Source organism: Streptomyces sp. NEAU-W12, from assembly GCF_026242095.1.
Lineage (GTDB): Bacteria > Actinomycetota > Actinomycetes > Streptomycetales > Streptomycetaceae > Streptomyces.
Window position 1 is genome coordinate 195,707 of sequence record NZ_JAPJDM010000014.1, and the last position, 21,205, is coordinate 216,911.

Annotated in this window: 20 protein-coding genes, 1 tRNA gene and 3 pseudogenes; 8 read left to right on the forward strand and 16 right to left on the reverse strand. The window is 71.2% G+C overall.

Going from position 1 to position 21,205, the window contains the following annotated elements; all coding sequences use genetic code 11:
• Positions 1-195: 195 nt before the first annotated feature.
• From ORI94_RS19665 to ORI94_RS19685, 5 genes and pseudogenes are all read right to left on the reverse strand, one after another.
• Positions 196-642 carry a hypothetical protein gene (locus ORI94_RS19665; RefSeq protein WP_266077396.1) on the reverse strand — a complete coding sequence of 149 codons (447 nt, stop codon included), beginning with the start codon at positions 640-642 and terminating at the stop codon, positions 196-198.
• Between the two features lie 345 nt (positions 643-987).
• Positions 988-1,341: pseudogene (locus tag ORI94_RS19670) on the reverse strand (hypothetical protein); the annotation flags it as partial.
• Positions 1,342-1,426: 85 nt separating this feature from the next.
• Positions 1,427-2,020, reverse strand: coding sequence for a hypothetical protein (locus ORI94_RS19675; RefSeq protein ID WP_266077341.1), 594 nt, complete (start codon positions 2,018-2,020; stop codon positions 1,427-1,429).
• A gap of 727 nt (positions 2,021-2,747) precedes the next feature.
• Positions 2,748-3,323: a DUF1648 domain-containing protein gene (locus ORI94_RS35345; protein WP_323056071.1), complete on the reverse strand. Its 576-nt coding sequence runs from the start codon at positions 3,321-3,323 to the stop codon at positions 2,748-2,750.
• Entirely contained in the window at positions 3,320-3,667 is a 348-nt protein-coding gene (locus ORI94_RS19685) for a GntR family transcriptional regulator (RefSeq protein WP_266077343.1), read from the reverse strand. The genes ORI94_RS35345 and ORI94_RS19685 overlap by 4 nt, the downstream gene beginning before the upstream one ends.
• An 86-nt stretch (positions 3,668-3,753) precedes the next feature.
• On the opposite strand from ORI94_RS19685, the pseudogene ORI94_RS19690 reads away from it, so the two are divergent.
• A pseudogene (locus ORI94_RS19690) lies at positions 3,754-3,888 on the forward strand (flavoprotein); the annotation flags it as partial.
• Positions 3,889-3,945: 57 nt separating this feature from the next.
• Here ORI94_RS19690 and ORI94_RS35565 read toward each other — a convergent pair.
• From ORI94_RS35565 to ORI94_RS19700, 3 genes and pseudogenes are all read right to left on the reverse strand, one after another.
• Positions 3,946-4,038, reverse strand: a pseudogene (locus ORI94_RS35565) (hypothetical protein); the annotation flags it as partial.
• Between the two features lie 316 nt (positions 4,039-4,354).
• A tRNA-Thr gene (locus tag ORI94_RS19695) sits at positions 4,355-4,428 on the reverse strand.
• 92 nt (positions 4,429-4,520) lie between these two features.
• Positions 4,521-4,955 (reverse strand): DUF3224 domain-containing protein, encoded by a 435-nt coding sequence (locus ORI94_RS19700; RefSeq protein WP_266077345.1) that lies wholly within the window; start codon positions 4,953-4,955, stop codon positions 4,521-4,523.
• 114 nt (positions 4,956-5,069) lie between these two features.
• Here ORI94_RS19700 and ORI94_RS19705 point away from each other — a divergent pair, with 114 nt between their 5' ends.
• The 4 genes from ORI94_RS19705 to ORI94_RS19720 all read left to right on the forward strand — a co-directional run bounded on the left by ORI94_RS19705 (position 5,070) and on the right by ORI94_RS19720 (position 9,040).
• A complete protein-coding gene (locus ORI94_RS19705; RefSeq protein ID WP_266077347.1) occupies positions 5,070-6,050 on the forward strand; it encodes a helix-turn-helix transcriptional regulator in 981 nt (326 codons plus the stop codon).
• 211 nt (positions 6,051-6,261) lie between these two features.
• A complete protein-coding gene (locus ORI94_RS19710) occupies positions 6,262-7,350 on the forward strand; it encodes an ABC transporter ATP-binding protein (RefSeq protein WP_266077350.1) in 1,089 nt (362 codons plus the stop codon).
• A gap of 239 nt (positions 7,351-7,589) precedes the next feature.
• A complete protein-coding gene (locus tag ORI94_RS19715) occupies positions 7,590-8,060 on the forward strand; it encodes a hypothetical protein (protein ID WP_266077352.1) in 471 nt (156 codons plus the stop codon).
• Between the two features lie 248 nt (positions 8,061-8,308).
• The gene (locus ORI94_RS19720; protein WP_042168931.1) at positions 8,309-9,040 is read left to right on the forward strand and encodes a nucleotidyltransferase family protein; all 732 of its coding nucleotides are present in this window, start codon (positions 8,309-8,311) and stop codon (positions 9,038-9,040) included.
• Between the two features lie 24 nt (positions 9,041-9,064).
• On the opposite strand, the gene ORI94_RS19725 is transcribed toward ORI94_RS19720, so the two are convergent.
• From ORI94_RS19725 to ORI94_RS19750, 6 genes are all read right to left on the reverse strand, one after another.
• Positions 9,065-10,846, reverse strand: a complete 1,782-nt coding sequence (locus tag ORI94_RS19725) for a DoxX family protein (RefSeq protein WP_266077354.1) — start codon at positions 10,844-10,846, stop codon at positions 9,065-9,067.
• 129 nt (positions 10,847-10,975) lie between these two features.
• Entirely contained in the window at positions 10,976-11,917 is a 942-nt protein-coding gene (rlmB, locus tag ORI94_RS19730) for a 23S rRNA (guanosine(2251)-2'-O)-methyltransferase RlmB (RefSeq protein ID WP_266077356.1), read from the reverse strand.
• Between the two features lie 192 nt (positions 11,918-12,109).
• Positions 12,110-13,516 carry a cysteine--tRNA ligase gene (cysS, locus tag ORI94_RS19735; RefSeq protein WP_266077358.1) on the reverse strand — a complete coding sequence of 469 codons (1,407 nt, stop codon included), beginning with the start codon at positions 13,514-13,516 and terminating at the stop codon, positions 12,110-12,112.
• Between the two features lie 454 nt (positions 13,517-13,970).
• On the reverse strand, positions 13,971-14,474 hold the full coding sequence (gene ispF, locus ORI94_RS19740; RefSeq protein ID WP_266077359.1) for a 2-C-methyl-D-erythritol 2,4-cyclodiphosphate synthase: 504 nt from the start codon (positions 14,472-14,474) through the stop codon (positions 13,971-13,973).
• Positions 14,464-15,240 carry a 2-C-methyl-D-erythritol 4-phosphate cytidylyltransferase gene (ispD, locus tag ORI94_RS19745; protein ID WP_042168915.1) on the reverse strand — a complete coding sequence of 259 codons (777 nt, stop codon included), beginning with the start codon at positions 15,238-15,240 and terminating at the stop codon, positions 14,464-14,466. The genes ispF and ispD overlap by 11 nt, the downstream gene beginning before the upstream one ends.
• Before the next feature lie 369 nt (positions 15,241-15,609).
• Positions 15,610-16,092 (reverse strand): CarD family transcriptional regulator, encoded by a 483-nt coding sequence (locus ORI94_RS19750; RefSeq protein WP_042168913.1) that lies wholly within the window; start codon positions 16,090-16,092, stop codon positions 15,610-15,612.
• Between the two features lie 788 nt (positions 16,093-16,880).
• Here ORI94_RS19750 and ORI94_RS19755 point away from each other — a divergent pair.
• Positions 16,881-17,579 carry a DUF461 domain-containing protein gene (locus ORI94_RS19755; RefSeq protein ID WP_266077362.1) on the forward strand — a complete coding sequence of 233 codons (699 nt, stop codon included), beginning with the start codon at positions 16,881-16,883 and terminating at the stop codon, positions 17,577-17,579.
• 153 nt (positions 17,580-17,732) lie between these two features.
• On the opposite strand, the gene ORI94_RS19760 is transcribed toward ORI94_RS19755, so the two are convergent.
• Both ORI94_RS19760 and ORI94_RS19765 read right to left on the reverse strand, forming a co-directional pair.
• On the reverse strand, positions 17,733-18,413 hold the full coding sequence (locus ORI94_RS19760) for a response regulator transcription factor (RefSeq protein ID WP_042168908.1): 681 nt from the start codon (positions 18,411-18,413) through the stop codon (positions 17,733-17,735).
• Positions 18,410-19,753 (reverse strand): sensor histidine kinase, encoded by a 1,344-nt coding sequence (locus ORI94_RS19765; protein ID WP_266077364.1) that lies wholly within the window; start codon positions 19,751-19,753, stop codon positions 18,410-18,412. The genes ORI94_RS19760 and ORI94_RS19765 overlap by 4 nt, the downstream gene beginning before the upstream one ends.
• Positions 19,754-20,021: 268 nt before the next feature.
• Here ORI94_RS19765 and phoU point away from each other — a divergent pair, with 268 nt between their 5' ends.
• Both phoU and ORI94_RS19775 read left to right on the forward strand, forming a co-directional pair.
• Positions 20,022-20,732 (forward strand): phosphate signaling complex protein PhoU, encoded by a 711-nt coding sequence (gene phoU, locus ORI94_RS19770; protein ID WP_266077366.1) that lies wholly within the window; start codon positions 20,022-20,024, stop codon positions 20,730-20,732.
• 159 nt (positions 20,733-20,891) lie between these two features.
• Complete coding sequence (locus ORI94_RS19775; protein WP_266077369.1) at positions 20,892-21,065, forward strand: hypothetical protein; 174 nt, start codon at positions 20,892-20,894, stop codon at positions 21,063-21,065.
• The last annotated feature ends 140 nt before the right edge of the window (positions 21,066-21,205 follow it).

A 21,205-nucleotide genomic window follows, 5' to 3' on the forward strand; every position in this document is an offset into this window, starting at 1 on the left:
GCTCGGCAGTCCGTTCACGTGTCGCTCACGCGGAACCATCAACGCTGCACGCCTCTGAGTGCTCTCGTAGCGGGCGAACGGAGTGATGGAGTGCTGAACCGGGCGGACTGGCGGCGGCAACTCGCCGGGATGCCCCACGCTTCGGGCCCTATGCCGAGCATCTCGCTCAACTTGTCGTGCGCGGTGTTCAGCCCGTCAGCCGTTGATCGGCCAGGAGGTGAGGGATACTGCCTCTCCGCAGTCCCTGGTGTCCTCGGTTCCGCGGCACACCTTCAGGTAGCCGGTGGTCGTCGGCCAGTAAGGATCCAGCCGGAGACCGACAGGCGCTGAGCCGGTACCGCACCGCGTTGCGCTCTTGGTGTAGGGAAGCGGGGCGAGGTCACGCGTCCATCGGACCCAGACCGAGTAGCACTCCGGGCCCGCGTTCTCCAGCTCTCCCTCGACGACGAGTGCTGAACCGATGCCGCTGCCGCTCTTCTCGGTCCACCGCACGCCAGATGCGGTGGAGGACCCGTGCCCCGCGGACCACTCCACGGCGGACGTCGCTGCTGAACCGGCGGTGTCGGCTGCTGCGGCTGAGGTTCCGGCGGCCAGCACGGCAGCGGAGCCGAGAGCCACGGTGACCGTCTTGAAGGTGTGCATGGCAGGTGGTGTCCTTTCACGGTGTCGCCGTCGGCATCGGTGCTGTCGGCGAGATGGGCTCCTCATCAGATGGCGTCCCAGGCGGGGACACGTTCCCTGGCGGGTTCGTCCGCCTCTGCCTGGGCTGCCCCGGGCCGGCGGTTGTCCGCGGCGGGGGAGGCGCTTGAAGTCGGGGTCGTACCCGAGGGCGGACAAGAGCAGAAGCAACCCTGCCCACATGGCGACGGCGAAGTTCCACAGCCTCATGACCATCGCGATGGGCAGGTGGAAGAGGATGCCTGCGGGCAGCAGCGTCCGACGCACCCGTTGAGGCATGAGCAGCGCGGCGGCCAGGATGATCTCCACACCCTGCGCCCGCGATTCGCGATTGAGCCCGAAGGCGTTGCGGGGAGAGGAGTGTGGAGTCACAGAAAGCGGCTTCCACTCACCCGGAGTCTTCCGGTGAGGGACCATTTCCGGATCGCGTGGCGACTTGGCGAAGAAGGCCCAGCCCTGGGAAGACATACGGGCGACGGAATACCTGACACTCTTCCGGCCCGGCAGCGTGATCACGTTCTTGGGCAACTGCCCCTGGGCGACGTAGGCGACTACCACCACCCAGGCAGCACGAACAACGGTCACTGATTTCCGCGAGACGGAGACGAGTCCGTTTCCCGTATGCGTGAAGTGGGAAGAGAAGGAGCGTAATTTGGTCTTCATATTGGTGTTTGGTGTCCCCCGTGCGGGGCGGCGGAAGGGCGAGCCGGGAGCGGGGAGTCTGCGGCCTCCCCGCGCCCTTCGTGCGTCAGGCGGCGCTGAGCGCCTGCGTGACCTGCGCGACGGCTTCGTCCCGCGACAGCGGCGTGTCGTCACCCGTGGCGGGCTCCGAGCTCCAGAACCGGTTCTTGGCCTTCACGAAGTTGGCACCCACGGTCACGGTGACCGTGACGACGGCACCGGCTGCCGTCACCACGGCCGCGGCGCCGACCGCCACGGTGGCCCCGCAGAGCCGCCCGTTCTCCACGGGAGTGGCCGACTTGTCCTTGGCGACGGCCGGCAGCATGTTCCGGGCGTCGGTGACGGCCTTCTCGACCTGGCGCGGGTCGCCGCTTCGGGCCTTCTCGCCGAGGTCGGCGAAGAGTCCCGGGGACCGCTTGTCGATCAGCCCGACCACGACGTCGGAGGCGCGGATCTCCTCCGGAGTGTTGTCGTCGATGTGCTTGCGGGCCTCCGAGAACAGCTCCAGCCCGGCCGGGTCCTTGCCCACCTCGCCCTGACCGAAGAAGAGTCCGCGGAGGACGTTCTCACCGTCGGCCTTCGCAGACCCTGCGGGCGCGGCGACTGCCGGTCTGGCGGACGTACCGAAAGCGCCGGCGGTCGCCATCGGCGCGGCAGTCACACGCAGAGCCGCCGCAGTCGGGGCGGCCACTCATAGGATTCCGCGCTGCTTGGTGTTCAATTCGTTCCTCTCGGATCGACGGAATGCACCGAGGCGTGATGTGTGCGTGTGGTCGACACTCCCCGGCCTGCGATCAAGAGCCTCACATATTCGAACACGCCTGCACAAGTATCGGCGGCGATCGGCTTCGGCTATGACCGAATATCAACCGGGGACACGACTTCCACTTGACCCGCTCAGGCCGGAACGGATATCAGCCTTTGGTTCGGACGGATCCTGGCCGGCGCGGGGGAGTCACCGGCCAGGACCAGCTCATTACGTTGAACGTTGACCGATCAAGGAGTTCAGGAGGGCAGCTCCCCGCTCGACGTCATCCACGCTGACGGCAAAGTCCTTGCCCTTTTCGGTACGGATCACCAGACACTCCCCACTACGCAGCATCACGGTGGTGCCCAGCCCGCTCAGCCGGTATCCCCAGCCGCCGACCTGGGCAGGCGTCCGCGTCTCGACACGGGCAGAGGCAATATCTCGGCCGCCCACCGCCGGGCCGGCCAGCCGAGCGGGCCCAAGGCGACCTCAAGTCCCTTCTCGCTGACCCGCGCCCGCACCGACGCACAGCCAAGCACCAACACGGAGGCGAGAGCGAAGGGCCCGGCCAGCAGCGCAGCCTCAGAGCCCATCAAGCCACCCACCGCCGCCACGATCGCTGCCACTGCTACGACACCGGTCACGGCGGCTGCGCCATGGAGCCAGGGGTTGGACGTACGGGAGAGCCACACACACACCGCTCCCCCTCCGGTATCTCCATCGTCGGGCCCCCCACCTCCGGCCCCACGGCCGGCGTCCGGCGACCGGCCAGCAAGGCGGCCCCGCCCACCACCACCGCCCCCACGAGGGTCATCACGACCCAGCCTGTCACCGAGTCCGCCTCGTGCCAGTCCGCGTGGTCCAGGTTCGCCCGCACGACGGACGCCTGTCCGCCGAGGAGTGTCACACCGCCGAACCCCAGGGTCGCGCCAACCCAACCGCGCGTCGCACCGTTCGCACTGCCGCGTGCCCGCCACAGAGCCAACGCCACGGACGCCGTCATCACCCCCCGGAGCAGCGCCGGGAAGAACGTCGCGGCCCAGAGCGGCATGGAACTGTCGGGCTTGCCGGAGCCGGCATCCCAGTGTGTCGCCAGCCGGTCCGGCAACCGGCTGCCGGCGGCCAGGGGCAGCGCCACCAGCAGCACCAGGACTCCCACCGCCCACCCGGCGGCACTCCACGCCGCAGCGCTCCTGCGCCCTGCTCGGTCGGTCACGAAACCCCCCTGATCATGTCGATGAGGTCGTCCTTTCCGTATCCGAGGCGCGCCGCGTCGGCCACGGCATCGCGTACCCGATCCAGTAGTGCTGAGCGCTGGTCCGCCCCGTGGGCCACGGTCACGCCTCGGCCCCGTCGGAACTCCGGCACTCCCTCGTCGCGCAGCGCTCGTAGACCGCGTAGCACCGTGTTGACGTTCACTCCCAGCGCCTGGGAGAGGTCCCGTGCCGGGGGGAGCCGGTCACCCGGCACGCACTCCCCATCGGCGATGGCGCGTCGGATCACGCCGGCCACCTGCTCGTGCAGGGGGCGGTTGTCCGTGGTGTTCAGCCTCAGCAGCATGGTGCTAATGAAGATGGCACCAAAGGTTTGAAGTGGTTGTAAGTGCCCGGCATGACCGCCCACGCACTGCCTACCTCCCTCCGACCGCCCACCCCGCGTACCGCCAGAGCTTGGAACGGCTGCGTGAGATGAGCGCCCTGATCGGCCCGTACGAACCTCACCGGCCGAAGGCAGGGGGCGGTGCGGGCCGGCTTCACCGGGAGGAGGGCCTGGAACTGCTCCCGCGCTGCCCTGCGGACGCGATCAGCGTCGCCTCGCTCGCCGGCCTCGGCCTCGGCCTGGCGAATCCAGCCGCGCAGGGCCTCGTGGTGCACGCCGAGTTCCTCGGCCATGTGACGGATCACGGGCTTCGGCTCGGAAGCGCGGTACATCCGCACCGCACGTTCACGCGACTCCAGCGGGTACTTCCCTCGGGGCAGGCATCGTCAGAGCTCCTCTCGTGAGCCGTCTGCCCCGCTGTCACCCCTCCCCGCAGCTCGGGGGAACCCCAGCCAAGCGCTCCGAGAGGATTCCGGCCGAGGGCAGGAAGAAGGCCCGGCGGAAGAAGCCCAGGAAGTAGGGCCGAGTCCTCCTCCGCTCACGCATCGCTCACGCAAGCCACCCCGCGGCATCCGGGCCGTGTGACGCGTCACGCCCCGAGCAACACAAAAGGCCAGGTCACGGGCTATGCGACCTGGCCTTTCCCGGAGCCCCCTGTCGGATTCGAACCGACGACCTACGCATTACAAGTGCGTTGCTCTGGCCATCTGAGCTAAGGAGGCGCCGCGCACGCGCGGAGCGCGCGAGGGCGGGTCCACTGTACACAGAGCCGGTTTCGCCCGGCCACGCACTTTGAGCGCTGCCCCCGCCGCGCTCACTCCAGCCCGTACGCGAAGGTGTACGGCACCTTCGTCTCCCCGTGCCGGTAGGTGAACCCGCCGGTGCCGCGCAGCCCGGCCAGTGCCCCGGTGCCCGAGCCCTCGACGACCTCGAAGGAGCAGTGGACGCTCCCATCGGGTTCGAAGCGCCCCCGCTCCTCGACGACGAAAGTGCCCTCACGGCCGTCGACACGGCCGCGGACGAGTTCCATTCCCGCGAAGGAGCCGGTCGTGCCGGTCAGGTAGGAGATCGCGTAGTCGCAGGTCGTGGACTCGGCCTCGATGCCACCCGTGAAGGCGTTGGTGACGGTGGCGTGCGCGAGCCGGGGGAGGGTGTCCTCCGGACCCACGGGGACCTCCTTCCAGTCGGCGAAGGTGAAGTGGCCGGTGGTTCGGGTGGAGGTGGGGCCGGTGGTTCGGGTGGTGGGCATGGATGTGCTCCTTCGGTCGTGCCGCCGGCGAGGACGGTCCCGCGCCGACCCGGCACGGCCATCCTGGGAGCCGTACCTGACATCTCCTGTCAGGTACGGCCGGGACGCGGGAGAATGCGTCCCGTGCGCGCCGACCGGCTTCTCTCCCTGCTCCTGCTGCTGCAGAACCGCGGCCGGATGACCGCTCCCGAACTCGCGGCGGAGCTGGAGGTGTCGGTGCGCACCGTCTACCGGGACGTCGAGGCGCTCGGCGCGGCCGGGGTGCCGGTGCGGGCGGAACGCGGGCCGGAGGGCGGTTACCGCCTGGTGGAGGGGTACCGCACCCGGCTGACCGGGCTGACGGACGCGGAGGCCGGTTCGCTGTTCCTGGCCGGGCTGCCGGGGCCGGCCGGGGAGCTGGGGCTGGGCGCCGTCCTGGCGAGCGCCCAGCTGAAGGTGGAGGCCGCGCTGCCGGGCGAACTGGCCGGGCAGGCACGGCAGGTGCGCGAGCGGTTCCACCTGGACGCGCCGGCGTGGTTCCGGGACGCCGACCCCGTGCCGCTCCTGGAGTCCGTCGCGCGGGCGGTGTGGGAGCGGCGGGTGCTGCGCGCCCGTTACCGGCGCTGGCGCGGCGAGGTCCGCCGGGAGATGCGCCCGCTGGGTCTCGTGCTGAAGGGCGGCATCTGGTATCTGGTGGCGCTGGCGGAGGACGCCGTGCGCACGTACCGGGTGTCGCGTTTCCAGGCGGTGGAGGAGACGGGCGACCTGTTCACCCGTCCCGCCGGGTTCGATCTCGCCGCGTACTGGGCGGAGTCCGCCCGGCGGCTGGAGACGGCCCTGCAGCAGGGCACGGCCCGGCTGCGGCTCTCACCGCGCGGGCAGAAACTGCTGCCGATGCGGTTCGGGGCGGCGGGCGTACGGGCGCTCGCGGACTCGGGGCCGCCGGACGGCGAGGGGTGGGTCGAGGTGCGGCTGTCCGTCGAGTCGGAGGCGGTCGCCACCGGCGATCTGCTCCGGCTCGGCACCGACGCGGAGGTGCTCGGCCCGGCGGAGCTGCGTCGGGCGGTCGCCGAGGCCGTGGCGGTACTGGCGAAACGGTACGCGACCGACGGGTGATCCCGGACCCGGCCGGGTGGCATCCGAAAGTTTCCGCGAAGTTCACAGGGCCGCGGGTACTGACAGACAGGTGAACGCCAGGTACCGTCCTGTGCCAGTCCACCCTCGTGGACTGCACCACACGGAACCACAACGGAACATCCCGTCGTGGCACCACCTTCCTACTCGGATCGTCCGGCACGTTCCTGCCGGTAGAAGGGGGCCCATCACCATGGCCACTGTCACGTTCGACAAGGCGACCCGGATCTACCCCGGTTCGACCAAGCCCGCCGTGGACGCGCTGGAGATCGACATCGAGGACGGGGAGTTCCTCGTGCTCGTCGGCCCGTCCGGCTGCGGCAAGTCCACCTCGCTCCGCATGCTGGCGGGGCTCGAGGACGTGAACGACGGCGCCATCCGCATCGGTGAGCGCGACGTCACGCACCTGCCGCCGAAGGACCGGGACATCGCCATGGTGTTCCAGAACTACGCCCTGTACCCGCACATGACGGTCGCCGACAACATGGGCTTCGCGCTCAAGATCGCCGGCGTCAACAAGGCGGAGATCCGGCAGAAGGTCGAGGAGGCCGCGAAGATCCTCGACCTGACGGAGTACCTGGACCGCAAGCCGAAGGCGCTCTCCGGCGGTCAGCGCCAGCGTGTCGCCATGGGGCGCGCGATCGTGCGTGAGCCGCAGGTGTTCCTCATGGACGAGCCGCTGTCCAACCTGGACGCCAAGCTCCGTGTGTCCACCCGTACGCAGATCGCCTCGCTGCAGCGCCGCCTGGGCATCACCACCGTCTACGTCACCCACGACCAGGTCGAGGCGCTGACCATGGGCGACCGTGTGGCGGTCCTCAAGGACGGTCTGCTCCAGCAGGTCGACACCCCGCGCAACATGTACGACAAGCCCGCCAACCTCTTCGTGGCCGGCTTCATCGGCTCCCCGGCGATGAACCTCGTCGAGGTGCCGATCGCCGACGGCGGCGTGAAGTTCGGCAACTCGGTGGTCCCGGTGGACCGCGACGCGCTGGCCGCCGCCACCGACAAGACCGTGACCGTCGGCGTCCGCCCCGAGCACTTCGACGTGGCCGGTCCCGAGTCCGGCCAGGGTCTCGCGGTCACCGTCAACGTGGTGGAGGAACTGGGCTCCGACGCGTTCGTGTACGGCACCGCCAAGGTCGGCGACGAGTCGAAGGACCTCGTCGTCCGCGTCGGCGGCCGCAACGTGCCGGAGAAGGGCAGCACGCTGCACGTCGTGCCGCGGTCCGGCGAGTCCCACGTGTTCGCGACGTCGTCCGGCGCGCGCCTGTCCGACTGAGCCGGGCGTCGTCGCTCTCGGAACGCGACGGCCCGGGTAATTCACCCGAGTTGATGAAGAGGGCCCCGCAGTACGCTGCGGGGCCCTCTTCGTTGCGTCCTCACGGTCGACAAACACCCTGACATACGCGTCATTTCGGGCAGCAAGCGTCAACGCGTCACCCGGAGATCTCCCCGTCACGTCACCCGAACCGGTGACTGAATGTCTCCATGTCATCACCTGACGCTACCCTCACACGCGTGAAGCACTCCACTACCCCTCAGACGCGACGCGGCCGGGGCCCCGCCCGCCGGGTCGGCCGTACCCTCGCCCTCGTCCTGCCCGTCGTCCTGGTGTTCTCCGGGACCCTCGCGGTCGCCGGGGTCAACTGGTCGGGGAGCCCTTCGAGTCCGGTCCTCGCCGCCGCCGACACCGCCGTGTCCGGTGCCTCCTCGTCCCGCGCGTCCTCGCGCGCCGCCGAGCGGGCCCCGCACGAGGTCCTGCGGGACATGCTCCTGGTCGAGTTGCAGGAGGAGAACCCGGGCGTCGCCCTCACCCACCTCCAGCAGGCGGTGAACGACCGCCCGTCGCTGGCGCGGCACTGCACGTCGATCGCGCGCGCCCTCGGCAAGGCCGCGGTCCGGGTGTACGGCCCCACACGGGCCCAGTCCTACTCCCGTCCGGTCTGCGACACCTCCTTCGCCTCGGGGGTGCTCACCGCCCGCGACTGAACCCGCGACCGAGCCCGCGGCCCGGCCCACGCCCGCACCTCAGCCCGGCCCACGCCCGCACCTCAGCCCGGCCCACGGCTCCCGGCTCCCGGCTCCCGGCTCCCGGCCGACTGTCAACCGGCCGACTGTCAACCGGGTCCCCGGCCGGGCCCTCGGCCGCCCTCCGAGCCGGACTCGGTCGGCCCCGGGGCGCCCCCTGGCCCCGGGGCCCGCGGTCCTGGCTTCCGGGCGCCGCGTAGGGTGCGCTCATGACCCATCCGAGTGCCGCGTCGCGCCCCGTTCAAGCCGTCGTCCTGGCCGGCGGCCAAGGCTCCCGGCTTCGCCCGTACACCGACGACCGGCCCAAGCCGATGGTCGAGATTCCCGGTACGGGGACCCCGATCATCGGCCATCAGCTCTCCTGGCTCGCCGAGGAGGGGGTGACGGATGTCGTCGTCTCCTGCGGTCATCTCGCCGAGGTGCTGCAGGAGTGGCTGGACTCCGCCGACCTGCCGCTCTCCGTCACCACCGTCGTCGAGACGGAGCCGCTCGGCCGGGGCGGCGGTCTGAGGTATGCCGCGGCGCGGCTGCCGCATCCGGACAAGCCCTGGTACGCGACGAACGGCGACATCTGGACCCGTTTCTCGCTGCGCGACATGGCGGACTTCCACACCGAGCGGGACGCCGTCGCGACCCTCGCCCTGGCCCGCCCGCGCATTCCGTGGGGTGCGGTGCAGACCGACGGGTTCGGTCACATCACCGACTTCATCGAATCACCGCCGTCGACGTTCGAGATCAACGCGGGTGTGTACGTCTTCTCCCCCGGGTTCGCCGCTCTGCTGCCGGAGCGCGGCGACCACGAGCGCACCACGTTCCCACGGCTGGCCCGGGAGCGCCGGCTGGCCGGGTTCCCGATCCCGCAGGGCTCCTACTGGCGGGCGATCGACACCGCGAAGGACCTGACGGAGGCGGCGAAGGAGCTGGCCTCCCAGAACCGCTGAGTCCCGGTCCTCCGGCACGACGGCCTATCCCAGCAGTCCGCCCACGAGCCGGCCGGGCTCCTCGGGTGCCGGGCCCGGGTCCCCGCCCCCTCCGCCGTCGCTCGGGGCGCCGCCGTCGCCTCCCGTGGTGCCGCCGCCCGTGGTGCCGCCCGAGGTGGGGCCGGAGCTGGTGCTCGGGACCTGTTCCACCGGGGACGACTGCTGGGGCGGGGCCTCACCGGTGGTGCCCTGGGTCTGGCTGGGCTCACCGGTGACACCTCCGCCCCCGGTGGCGCTGGTCTCGCCGGGGATGGTGGTGCCGGCGGACGGATCGGCGCCGTCGGCACCGGACGTGGCGCCCCGGGTGGGCGAGGTGGAGGCGGACGGGGTCTCCTTGCGGCGCTCGCCGGGCTCCTCCGGGAGCGGGGAGCCGGGGAGTTCGTTGCGCGGGGCCTCTCCGGGGCCGGGGACGACCACGCGGTCGGCGTCCCGCACGGCACCGCCGAGCAGCGAGCCGACGAGCAGGGTGAGTCCGCAGACGACGCCGGTGACGAGGGCACCGCGGCGCAGCACGTAGCGGCGCAGGTCCCAGATGGCGGAGCCGGGTCCGAGGCGGCGCCAGGCGCGGGCGGCGAGGCGGCCGTCGACGGAGTAGACGGGAGCTCCGGCGATGATCAGCGGGGACCAGGCGGCGAGGTAGATGATGTCGGGCGTGTCGTAGGCGGGGACGCTCTTCCAGCTGACGGTGACCAGCAGCGCGGCGGAGAGCAGGGCCCCGATGACGGCGCCGACGCGCTGCCAGCAGCCGAGGATGGTGAGGACGCCGACGATCACCTGGAGGAAGGCGACGACGAGTCCGGCGCCGACGGGGTGTTCGAGGGCGAACTGCTGGAGCGGCTGGGCGGCGTCCCAGGGGTGCAGGGTGGTGAGCCACTTCACCATGGAGCCGCGCTCGCCGCCGTCGAAGTAGAGCGGGTCGCAGAGTTTGCCCATGCCGGCGTAGACGGAGATGAAGCCGAGGAAGAGACGCAGCGGGAGCAGGACGACCCCGAGGTTCATCCGGCGGCCGGGGTAGTAGGCGTGCCGGGCCGGGTCGTCGCCGTGGCGCCTGGCGCGGCGGCCGCCGGTGTCCGGGTCGGTGGCGGTTTGGTGGCCGCCGGTGTCCCCGTACGCGTCGGCTTCGTCGTCCGGTGCGCCGTACCCCTGGTGGCCGTAACCGTCCTCGTCGTACCCCTGGCCCCCGTAGTCCCGGCCGTCGTACGCCGGTGTGCCGTAGGCCGGTTCGTCGTAGGCGCTGCCGACGGTGCGCAGGGGGGGCAGCAAGGGCTGCCGGCTGCCGCCGCGGGTGCGCTGGGGGCCGACGACGGGGGTCTCGAGGGTCTGGGCCGCCGGGTCCTCGGCGTAACCGTAACCGTCGCCGACGTGGGGGAGGACCTGGGTGGCTCCGGCGTCGGCGAGCGGCTCGTCGCCTTGGTGGACGCCTTCGTGCCGCACGGCCTGGAGGAGTCGGTGCGCGCCGGTGTCGTCGGGGGCCGAGCGGCCGCTCCAGACGACGGGGCGCCGCCGGGCCGGGGCCCGGCCCGGGGCACCCACGGTGGTGACGACGGGGATGCGGGCCGTGTCCTCGGCCGCGATCAAGTGCCGTGCGATCCGCGGGGACTGGACGCGTCGGTTCGAGACGCCCAGCTGCACGCGGAAGCTGGCGTGATTGACGATGACCTGCGCCGGATCGCTCGGCACCTTCACCATGCTCAGCGCGGGAGCGTCGTCGAGTCCCGACGAGCGGTCCCCCGTGGGTGTGCGGGGTGTTCTGGTGTCCACACTCATCTAACCGAGTGACGTGACGTTAGGACACTGCTTTGACGCGCCGGATGTGTCCGGACCGCGTCAAGCATGCCCCCCACCTGTCCGGACTACGCGGAACACCCCGTACGAGCGAAGGTGCCGAACACCCGTTCAGGCGCGGCGGCGTGCCGCCTCGTACAGCACAATCCCCGCCGCCACACCGGCGTTCAGGGACTCGGTGCCGCCCGGCATCGGGATCCGCACCCGGAAGTCGCAGGTCTCGCCGACGAGTCGGGACAACCCCTTGCCCTCACTGCCGACGACGATCACGACGGGACCGGACAGCGCCTCCAGTTCACCGACCCCGGCCTCTCCGTCGGCGGCCAGCCCCACGATCGCGATCCCCGCCTTCTTGTACGCCTCCAGGGTCCGCGTCAGGTTGGTGGCACGCGCGACGGGCGTACGGGCGGCGGCACCGGCGGACGTCTTCCAGGCACCGGCGGTCATCCCGGCGGCGCGCCGCTCGGGGACGACGACGCCGTGGCCGCCGAAGGCGGAGACGGAGCGGACGACGGCACCGAGGTTGCGCGGGTCGGTGACGCCGTCGAGGGCGACGATCAGCGGGTCCCGGCCCTCGTCGTGGGCGCCCGCGACGAGGTCCTCGGGGTGCGCGTACTCGTAGGGCGGGACCTGGAGGACCAGGCCCTGGTGGTTCAGGCCGTTGGTCATCCGGTCGAGTTCGGGGCGGGGGGCCTCCATGAGGTTGATGCCGCCGCGCTCGGCCGTGAGCTGGAGCGCCTCGCGCACCCGCTCGTCGTTGTCGATGAACTGCTGGACGTACAGCGTGGAGGCGGGCACGCCCTCGCGCAGCGCCTCCACGACGGGGTTGCGCCCGACGACGAGTTCGGAGGTCGAGCGTCCGCCGCCGCGCCGCTGCGGGGCGCGTCCGACGGCCCGGCGGGTCTTCGCCTGGGCGATGCGCTGCTTGGCGTGTCCCTTGCGCATCTCGGCGGGGGGCGTGGGCCCCTTGCCCTCCAGGCCCCGGCGCCGCTGGCCGCCACTGCCGACCTGCGCGCCCTTCTTGCCGGACATGCGGCGGTTGTTCGCGGCCATGATGTACCCGTCTCCATGAAGTCGTGCGTGCGTACGGTCTGTGTACCCACGTCGGTGTCGCGTGTGTCGCGTGTGTCGCGTCGGTGTGCCGGTGTGTCGGTGTTACGTCTATGCAGTGTGCCGCCCGGAGGCCCGGACGGCACACTCGATCTTGCGGCTGGGCCACGGTCGTGCTGCGGCCGTGTGTCCGCGTCAGCGCGGGCCGAGGCTCCAGCGTGGTCCCTGCGGACCGTCCTCGATGACCAGTCCGGACTGGCCGAGCTGGTCGCGGATGGCGTCCGCGGTGGGCCAGTCCTTGCGGGCGCGGGCGGCCTCGCGCTGGTCGAGGACCATGCGGACGAGGGTGTCGACGACGCCGTGCAGATCGTCGCCGCGGTCGGCGCCGCCGGCCCAGTGCGCGTCGAGGGGGTCCAGGCCCAGGACGGCGAGCATGGCGCGCACCTCGGCGAGGCGGGCGACGGCCGCTTCCTTGTCGTCGGCGGCCAGCGCGCTGTTGCCCTGTCGGACGGTGGTGTGGAGCACCGCCAGGGCCTGCGGCACGCCGAGGTCGTCGTCCATGGCCTCGGCGAAGGCGAGCGGCACCTCGGCGGCCGGCTCCACGGCGCCCGCCGTGCCGGTCAGCTCACCGACCCGCTGGATGAAGCCCTCGATCCGCGCGAACGCGGCCTCCGCCTCGCGCAGGGCCTCCTCGCTGTACTCGATCATCGAGCGGTAGTGCGGGGTGCCGAGGTAGTAGCGGAGCACGATGGGCCGCCAGCGCTTGACCATCTCGCTGACGAGCACCGAGTTGCCGAGCGACTTCGACATCTTCTCGCCGCTCATGGTGACCCAGGCGTTGTGCACCCAGTACCGGGCGAACTCGTCGCCGTAGGCCTTGGCCTGGGCGATCTCGTTCTCGTGGTGCGGGAAGACCAGGTCGAGGCCGCCGCCGTGGATGTCGAAGGCGGTGCCCAGGTACTTGTGCGCCATCGCCGAGCACTCGAGGTGCCAGCCGGGACGCCCACGGCCCCACGGCGACTCCCAGCTCGGCTCGCCGGGCTTGGCCGCCTTCCACATGGCGAAGTCGCGCGGGTCGCGCTTGCCGGTCTCGCCCTCGCCCGACGGCTGGAGAAGGTTGTCGAGCTCCTGGTTGGACAGCCCCAGGTACTCGGGGAACGAGGTGACGGCGAAGTAGACGTTGCCGTCGGCGTCGTAGGCGTGGCCGCGCTCGATGAGGCCGCGCATCATCTCGACCATCTCGGGGATGTGGCCGGTGGCGCGCGGCTCGTAGGTCGGGGGGAGGCAGCCGAGGGCCTGGTAGCCGTCGGTGAAGGCGCGCTCGTTCTCGTAGCCGATGGACCACCAGGGGCGGTCCTGCTCCGCGGACTTCGCGATGATCTTGTCGTCGATGTCCGTGACGTTGCGGATGAACGTCGTCCGCAGGCCGCGGTACTCGAACCAGCGGCGCATGATGTCGAAGTTCAGCCCCGAGCGGATGTGCCCGATGTGAGGTGCGGCCTGCACGGTGGCACCACACAGGTAGATCGAGACACAACCCGGCTGGAGCGGGGTGAAGTCACGGATCTGCCGGGCGCTGGTGTCGTACAGGCGAATAGTCACCCCTCCAGGGTAGTCGGCCCGGGGCGGTGCCTCACGCCCCTTTCCCGCTGTGCCCGCCCGGCGTTTCGGCCGGTCCGGATCCATGCGGGCGACCGCCCCGGTCGACACGGACGACGATCCGGGCCCGCCCGACGGCTCCCCCCGGACCACGCGGGCGACCGCCCCGGTCGGCACGGACGGCAGCCACAGTCCGCACACGCGACCGTCCCGGTCCGCACGCGCGGACAGCAGCCCCGGTCCGCACGGGCGACGGCCCGGCTTCACGCGGGCGACCGCCCCGCCCCTCTGCGGACAGCACCCGCAGTCCGCACACGAGACCGCCCCGGTCCACAGGGACAGCGACCACGATCCGCACGAACGGCCACCCCGTTCCATGCGGGCGACGGTCCCGGTCGACGCGGGCGACGGTCCCCCGGTCCGAGCAGTCGGCGATCCTGTCCCGCGCGGAGGGCGGTCAGTCTCGGTCGGTCCGGACGACGAGGGCGGTGGCGACGGCCATCAGTCCTTCGCCGCGACCCGGGAAGCCGAGCCCGTCGGTGGTGGCGCCGGAGACCGACACCGGTGCCCCGGTCGCCTCGGAGAGGATCTTCTGGGCCTCGTCCCGGCGCTTGCCGATCTTGGGCCGGTCGCCGACGACCTGCACCGCCACGTTGCCGATCCGGAAGCCGGCCGCCCGGACGATCCGCGCGGCCTCGGTCAGCAGGGTCACGCCGGAGGCACCGGACCACTCGGGCCGTCCGGTGCCGAAGTGCTGTCCCAGGTCGCCGAGGCCGGCGGCGGAGAACAGGGCGTTGCAGGCGGCGTGCGCCACGACGTCGGCGTCGGAGTGCCCGGCGAGTCCGGGCCCCTGGTCCTCCCACTTCAGACCGGCGCACCACAGCTCCCGGCCGTCCTCGAAGGCGTGGATGTCGGTCCCGATGCCGACCTGCGGGAGGACGACCTGCGGCTCAGAAGCCATCGTTGAGCCTCCTGCGGGCGAGGACCGCCTCGGCGAGGACGAGGTCGAGGGGGCGGGTGACCTTGAACGCCTCCTCGTGGCCGGGCACGGTGACGACGGTCAGGCCCAGCTGCTCGACCATGCTCGCGTCGTCGGTGACGTTGTCGGTCACCGTCTCGTGCGCGCGCACCAGCGCGGCCCGGTCGAAGCCCTGCGGGGTCTGCACGGCACGCAGCAGGGACCGGTCGGGGGTGGCGACCACGGGCTCCGGTTCGCCGGGGACGGCGGCGGGCTCGACCTGCTTGACGGTGTCGGCGAGCGGCAGTGCCGGGACCACGGCGGGGGCGCCGTCACGGACGGCCTCGACGACGGCGTCCACGGTGTCGACGGGGACCAGCGGGCGGGCCGCGTCGTGCACCAGGACGATGTCGAAACCGGGCGGCAGCGCGTCGAGGCCGAGTTTCACGGACTCCTGACGGGTCCGGCCGCCGGGGACGACGACGAAATCGGTGCGGTCGGGCAGCGCGTGCGCGTCGAGCAGCGTCCTGACCTCCGCGGCGCCTTCGGGCGGGGCCACGACGACGACCAGGGAGACGGCGCGGGAATCGGCCATCGCACGGATCGCGTGGATGAGCATGGGCGTGCCGCCCAGGGTGCGGAGCGCCTTGGGGGCGCCCGGCCCGAGGCGCACGCCCCGGCCGGCGGCCGGGATCACGGCCGCCGTGCGGGCGGTCGGACGGCCGGACACGGGCTGTGCCGGCGGCTGCGGGAGGGGAGCGTCAGACATCGGTTCCTGTCAGGTTTGTGTGCTCGGGCCGGGTGGGTATGGCCTGGGCGTAACCCTTGCTCCTGGAGCGGGGGTAGTGCCGGGCTTACCGCCCTGACCAGCCCCTTCCGTGACTTCGGTCGGGCCGGCCGCCCGGAGTCGGCACAGTGCGGGGAAACGCGGCGGGTGCGAAGCGTACGGGCCGGGCGGTGCGGCATACGGACGGTGTCCGGGTACGAACATGCCGCAGCGCCCGGCGACTTGACCAACGTCATCGGGCACCGCGGCATTTCGGTGTGCTGGCCCTCGGAGCGCACGTGGGATTTCGGTGTGCGACCGAGCACCGGGCGACGAAGCTCCGTCCGTGCCCTGCCTGCTGCCTTCGTCGCCTCAGGAGGCGAGAACCTCGTCGAGGAGAGCTTCGGCCTTGTCCTCGTTGGTCTTCTCCGCGAGGGCGAGCTCGCTGACCAGAATCTGGCGCGCCTTGGCGAGCATCCGCTTCTCACCGGCGGAGAGTCCGCGCTCACGCTCACGACGCCACAGGTCACGCACGACTTCCGCGACCTTGATGACATCGCCCGAGGCGAGCTTCTCCAGGTTTGCCTTGTAGCGACGGGACCAGTTCGTGGGCTCCTCGGCGTACGGCGCGCGCAGCACCTCGAAGACCCGGTCCAGCCCGTCCTGACCGACCACATCACGCACGCCGACGAACTCCGCATTGTCCGCTGGCACACGTACCGTCAGGTCGCCCTGGGCGACCTTCAGCACCAAGTAGGTCTTGTCCACGCCTTTGATCTGGCGAGTTTCGATAGCCTCGATCAGCGCGGCCCCGTGATGGGGATAGACCACGGTGTCGCCAACCTTGAACGTCATGTGACAGGTACCCCTTCCGTGGCTATCAAGGGTAACACGGATACAGCGCGTTCTGAATGACGTTTTCGCAGGTCAGGGCCATTCTCGGGGCTTGACAACAGCATCAGGAACGTGCTTCGACCGCCGAACTGAAGCAGGTATTCGCAGGTCGGGGGGGCTCTCCGGGGCGAGCGAAACGCGTACGTTACACACATCCCGAGCCCTCCACTGACACCCATACGTCCCCATATGTCTGGCTCCAAGTGCTCGAGTTCCGCTACTCCGTTCGGTGCGAGCGGCGGGGTTCCGGTCGAATCCGAAATTGATCACACGGCCCGGGGACGTGCTGCCGGTGATCAATTTCCCGACCACCTGCCGCATTTTCCGGCCCGGCCCGCATTCCTTCACGAAATATGTGCCGCACCGGGGGTGCGGACGCCCGGCCGCACTTATGTGAATGCCGGAGGAGCATCCGGTCGAGGTAACCCGCGAGTCACTTACCCGAGTCAGTGACAGGCATCACGCGCGGACATCACAGCGGACATCACACGCGGACCGCGCTCGTTCATCCCCACCGGGCCTCCCGCCCGGGGACCGCCCGGGCCGACGGCGCCCGTGCGCGCCGTCCGGGGTGCTCCGGGGCGATCCGGGGTGAACACTGGACGCCGCAGGGAGGGTCGGGTGCAGGCGTACGGGAGCGGCTCGATAACCTGAGGCCGCTGGCAGACACGCACTGGCAGCGACTGACAGACACTCAGGGCGGCTGACCGGTCGCCACCGCTCGCTCGAGTCAAGGAGTTGCCGCCGCCGTGAGCAGCAGCCTTCGACGCGGCGCCATCGCCGCCGCCGCCATCGCTTTCTCGATCGCCCCGCTCTCCGCGTGCGCGGCCGGCAACAATGCCCAGAGCTTGCAGATCCAGCCGGACAACGCCTCGACGACCGTCGGCGCTATCAAGATCCAGAACGCCATCGTCGTCACCCAGCCGGACCGCGAGTCCACGGGCCCGGCCGTCGTCGCCGCGACCCTGTTCAACGAGGGCCGCACGGACCAGACGCTGGAGTCGGTCACCCTTCCCGGAACCGGCAAGAGCGCCGAGCTCTCCCCCGCCGAGGGCGGCAGCCTGACCGTCCCGGCCGGCGGCCGGCTCATCCTCGGCGGCGCGGGCAACGCCTCGGCCGTGCTGTCCAGCAGCCGTGAGGCCGTCCAGGACGGCAACGCGCAGCCGGTCACGTTCACCTTCAGCGAGACCGGTGACGTGAGCCTGCGCGCGCTCGTCTACCCGGCCGAGGGCTTCTTCAGCGACTGGGGTCCGAGCAACATCCCGACCGCGCCGGATGCCTCGGCCGAGGCATCGCCGGAAGGGACCGGCGAGGCGCCCGGCGAGGCCGCGGAATCGCCGGGCGGAACCGACGGGGCCGAGGAGCCCGAGGGCTCCACCGACTCGACGGACGTCCCCGAGGGCACCCCGACCGACGCCGCCTCGGCCAGCCAGCCTGCCGGAAACTGAGCAGCAGCAGCAACGGCAGCGCGCGGACGCGCACCCACTGAACACGCACTGAACACGACGGTGGGCGGGACCCCTGCGCAGGGGTCCCGCCCACCGTCGTGTTCAGTGACCGAGTGCCGGATGCCGGACGACAGCCCGGCACCCGGGGTCCGGCTACGGCTCGAACTTGTAGCCGAGCCCGCGGACCGTCACCAGGTAGCGCGGCGCGCCCGGGTCCGGCTCGATCTTGGCGCGCAGCCGCTTGACGTGGACGTCGAGGGTCTTGGTGTCGCCCACGTAGTCGGCGCCCCAGACCCGGTCGATGAGCTGCATCCGGGTCAGCACGCGCCCGGCGTTGCGCAGCAGCATCTCCAGCAGGTCGAACTCCTTCAGGGGCAGGTCGACCTTGGTGCCGCTCACGGTGACCACGTGCCGGTCGACGTCCATGCGGACGGGACCGGCCTCCAGGGCGGCGGGGGCGACCTCCTCGGGCTCGCCCCTGCGGCGCAGCACGGCGCGGATACGGGCGACCAGCTCGCGCGAGGAGAACGGCTTGGTGACGTAGTCGTCGGCCCCTATCTCCAGGCCCACCACCTTGTCGATCTCGCTGTCCTTGGCGGTCACCATGATGACGGGGACGTTGGAACGGCCACGCAGCTGACGGCACACCTCGGTGCCCGGCAGGCCGGGCAGCATCAGGTCGAGGAGGACGAGGTCTGCGCCGTTGCGCTCGAACTCGTCGAGGCCGTCGGGCCCGGTGGCCGCCACGGCGACCTCGAAACCCTCCTTGCGGAGCATGTACGACAGGGCGTCGGAGAAGGACTCCTCGTCCTCGACGACGAGCACTCGGGTCACGGAAGGACCTCCGGGGAGGGAAGCGTTTCGTACGCGGATGAATCGGTGGAGTGGGGGGAGGAGGTGGCCCGTCCGGTCTCGCCGTTGAGACCTTCGGGTTCGTCCTGGTGGGACGGCTGGGGTGTGCGGTCGCGGGCGGGGGCCTCGGGAAGCCGCAGGGTGAAGGTGGAGCCCTGGCCTTCGGCGCTCCACACGGTGACTTCCCCGCCGTGCGAGGCAGCCACGTGTTTCACGATCGCGAGGCCGAGACCCGTACCGCCCGTGGCCCGGGAGCGGGCCGGGTCGACACGGTAGAAGCGCTCGAAGACGCGCTCCCTCTCCTTCTCCGAGATGCCGATGCCCTGGTCGGTCACGGCGATCTCGATCATGTCCCCGCCCGGCTGGCCGACCCTGCGGGCCGCTATGCCGACACGTGTACGGGCGGGTGAGTAGTTGACGGCGTTCTCGACGAGGTTGCCGAGGGCGGCGGCGAGCTGGCCCCGGTTGCCCCAGATGCGCAGGTCACCGGTGGCGGTCGACTCCGCCGTGCGCCCGGACTCGCCCTGATCGGCGCCTTCGGGCATCCACACGTTCGAGGCCATGGTGATCTGTTTGGCGCCCGCCGCGTGCCCGCAGCGGTCGACGGCCTCCGCGACGAGGTCCTCCACCCGGACGGGTTCGGCGTCCTCGAGCGGGTCGTCGTTCTGGACCCGGGAAAGGTCGATGAGTTCCTGCACCAGGTTGGTGAGGCGGGTGGCCTCGCCCTGCATGCGGCCGGCGAAGCGCTCGACGGCCTGGGGGTCGTCGGAGGCATCCATGACGGCTTCGGAGAGCAGGGAGAGCGCGCCGACCGGAGTCTTCAGCTCATGGCTGACGTTGGCGACGAAGTCGCGCCGTACCGCTTCTATGCGGCGGGCCTCGGTGAGGTCCTCCACGAGCAGCAGGACGAGCCGGGAGCCGAGGGGGGCCACCCGCGCGGAGACGGCGAGGGCCTCGCCGCGTCCGGTGCCGCGGCGGGGCAGGTCCAGTTCGACCTGCCGTATCTCGCCGTCGCGCCGGGTGTCGCGGGCCATCTGCAGCATGGGGTCCACGGCGAGCTTGCCGCCGCGGACCAGCCCGAGGGCGTACGCGGCGGAGCTGGCCTTGACCACGCCGTCCGCCTCGTCCAGGACGACGGCGGAGGAGCGCAGTACGGACAGCACCGTGTCCACGCCGGGGGGCAGCACCGGGTCCGTGTGCAGCGAGGAACGTGTGGGGCGCCGCTGTTCGCGCTCGCTGAAGCGGAACGCCAGCATGGCGATGACACCGGTGAGCACTCCGGCGATCGCCGCCACTGCGGCGACCGCCGCGTTCACGTCCATGTGTCCAGGTTAGGCATGCGCCGACCGGTGACCACAGCCACAGGACGACAAGCTCGAACACTCGTCGCCCAGAGTTCACCTTGGAGCCAGGGATGATTCATGTGAGGGGCCGGATTCGGACGCGTAGGAGACAGAACGTGAAAGCGTGGAGTTCGCACCGTCGGTCGCGCGGGGTTCGCGCTGTCGGCCACGCGGCGGGGCAGACGCCCCGAAACCCCACGGGAGCCCCGGCTCCCCAAACCCCTTCGGACGCAGGAGAGGAACCCTGATGCGGGACGCGTACCACGAGGAACTGGATTCGATCGGCGACGGTCTGGTGGAGATGGCCCGACTGGTCGGGTCGGCGATCGGGCGCGCCACGACGGCCATCCTCGACGCCGATCTGAAGCTGGCCGAGAGCGTGATCGAGGCCGACCAGAAGGTCGACGAGCTCCAGCACGAGCTGGAGGCCCTGGCCATAGCCCTGCTGGCGCGCCAGCAGCCGGTGGCGACCGACCTGCGGATCGTCGTCACCTCACTGCGGATGTCGGCCGACCTGGAGCGCTCCGGCGACCTGGCACAGCACGTGGCGAAGCTCGCGCGACTGCGGTACCCGGAGCGTGCCGTTCCGCGCGACCTGCACGCGACCATCCTGGAGATGGGCCAGCTCGCCCAGCGCCTGATGGCCAAGGCGGCCGAGGTGATCATCACCAAGGACGTCGACCTGGCGCTCCAGCTGGAGCAGGACGACGACGAGATGGACCTGCTGCACCGCACGCTCTTCCAGCACCTGATGGACGACCGCTGGAAGCACGGCATCGAGACGGCCGTGGACGTGACGCTGCTGGGCCGCTACTACGAGCGCTACGCCGACCACGCGGTCTCGGTCGCCAAGCGGGTCGTCTACCTGGTCACCGGCGAGCACGCGGACGAGATCCAGTCGGACATCCAGCCCGACATCCAGGCCGACATCCCGGCCGCGCCGGCGAAGGACGCCTGACCGGACGGCATGGACGGCACGGGCATCACGAACGGCACGGGCAGGAGGGGAATCGGCCAGGGGCGTGCGCAAGTACCAATGCGCCGTTGATGCGCCGTTGATGCGCCCAGTGGAGCGGGCGTCCAATGGGCACAGGCACCAGTCCTCGAGGAGGGACCCATGGCCGATTCTCCCGGCTCCGCCGGCTCCACCGGAACGACGCCCGATCCCACGCGGGAGCGCGAGACCGAGCAGCCGGCCGAGATCAGGAGCCTGCCCCTGATCGCCGCGTGCGGCTGCGGCTCGGGCTGCGGCTGCGGCTGCCAGTCGGGCAGCCCCTGCCAGTGCGGCTGAGTCCACCCGCACCCTGTTCGCGCTGTTCGCGCTGTTCACATGCACACGCGCCGGGGCCCCGGCATCCCGGCCCCGGCAGGACCCAGACGGTGCCGGCCGCCGACCCGCTCCGGCTTGACGAACCCCGTCACCCCGTCACC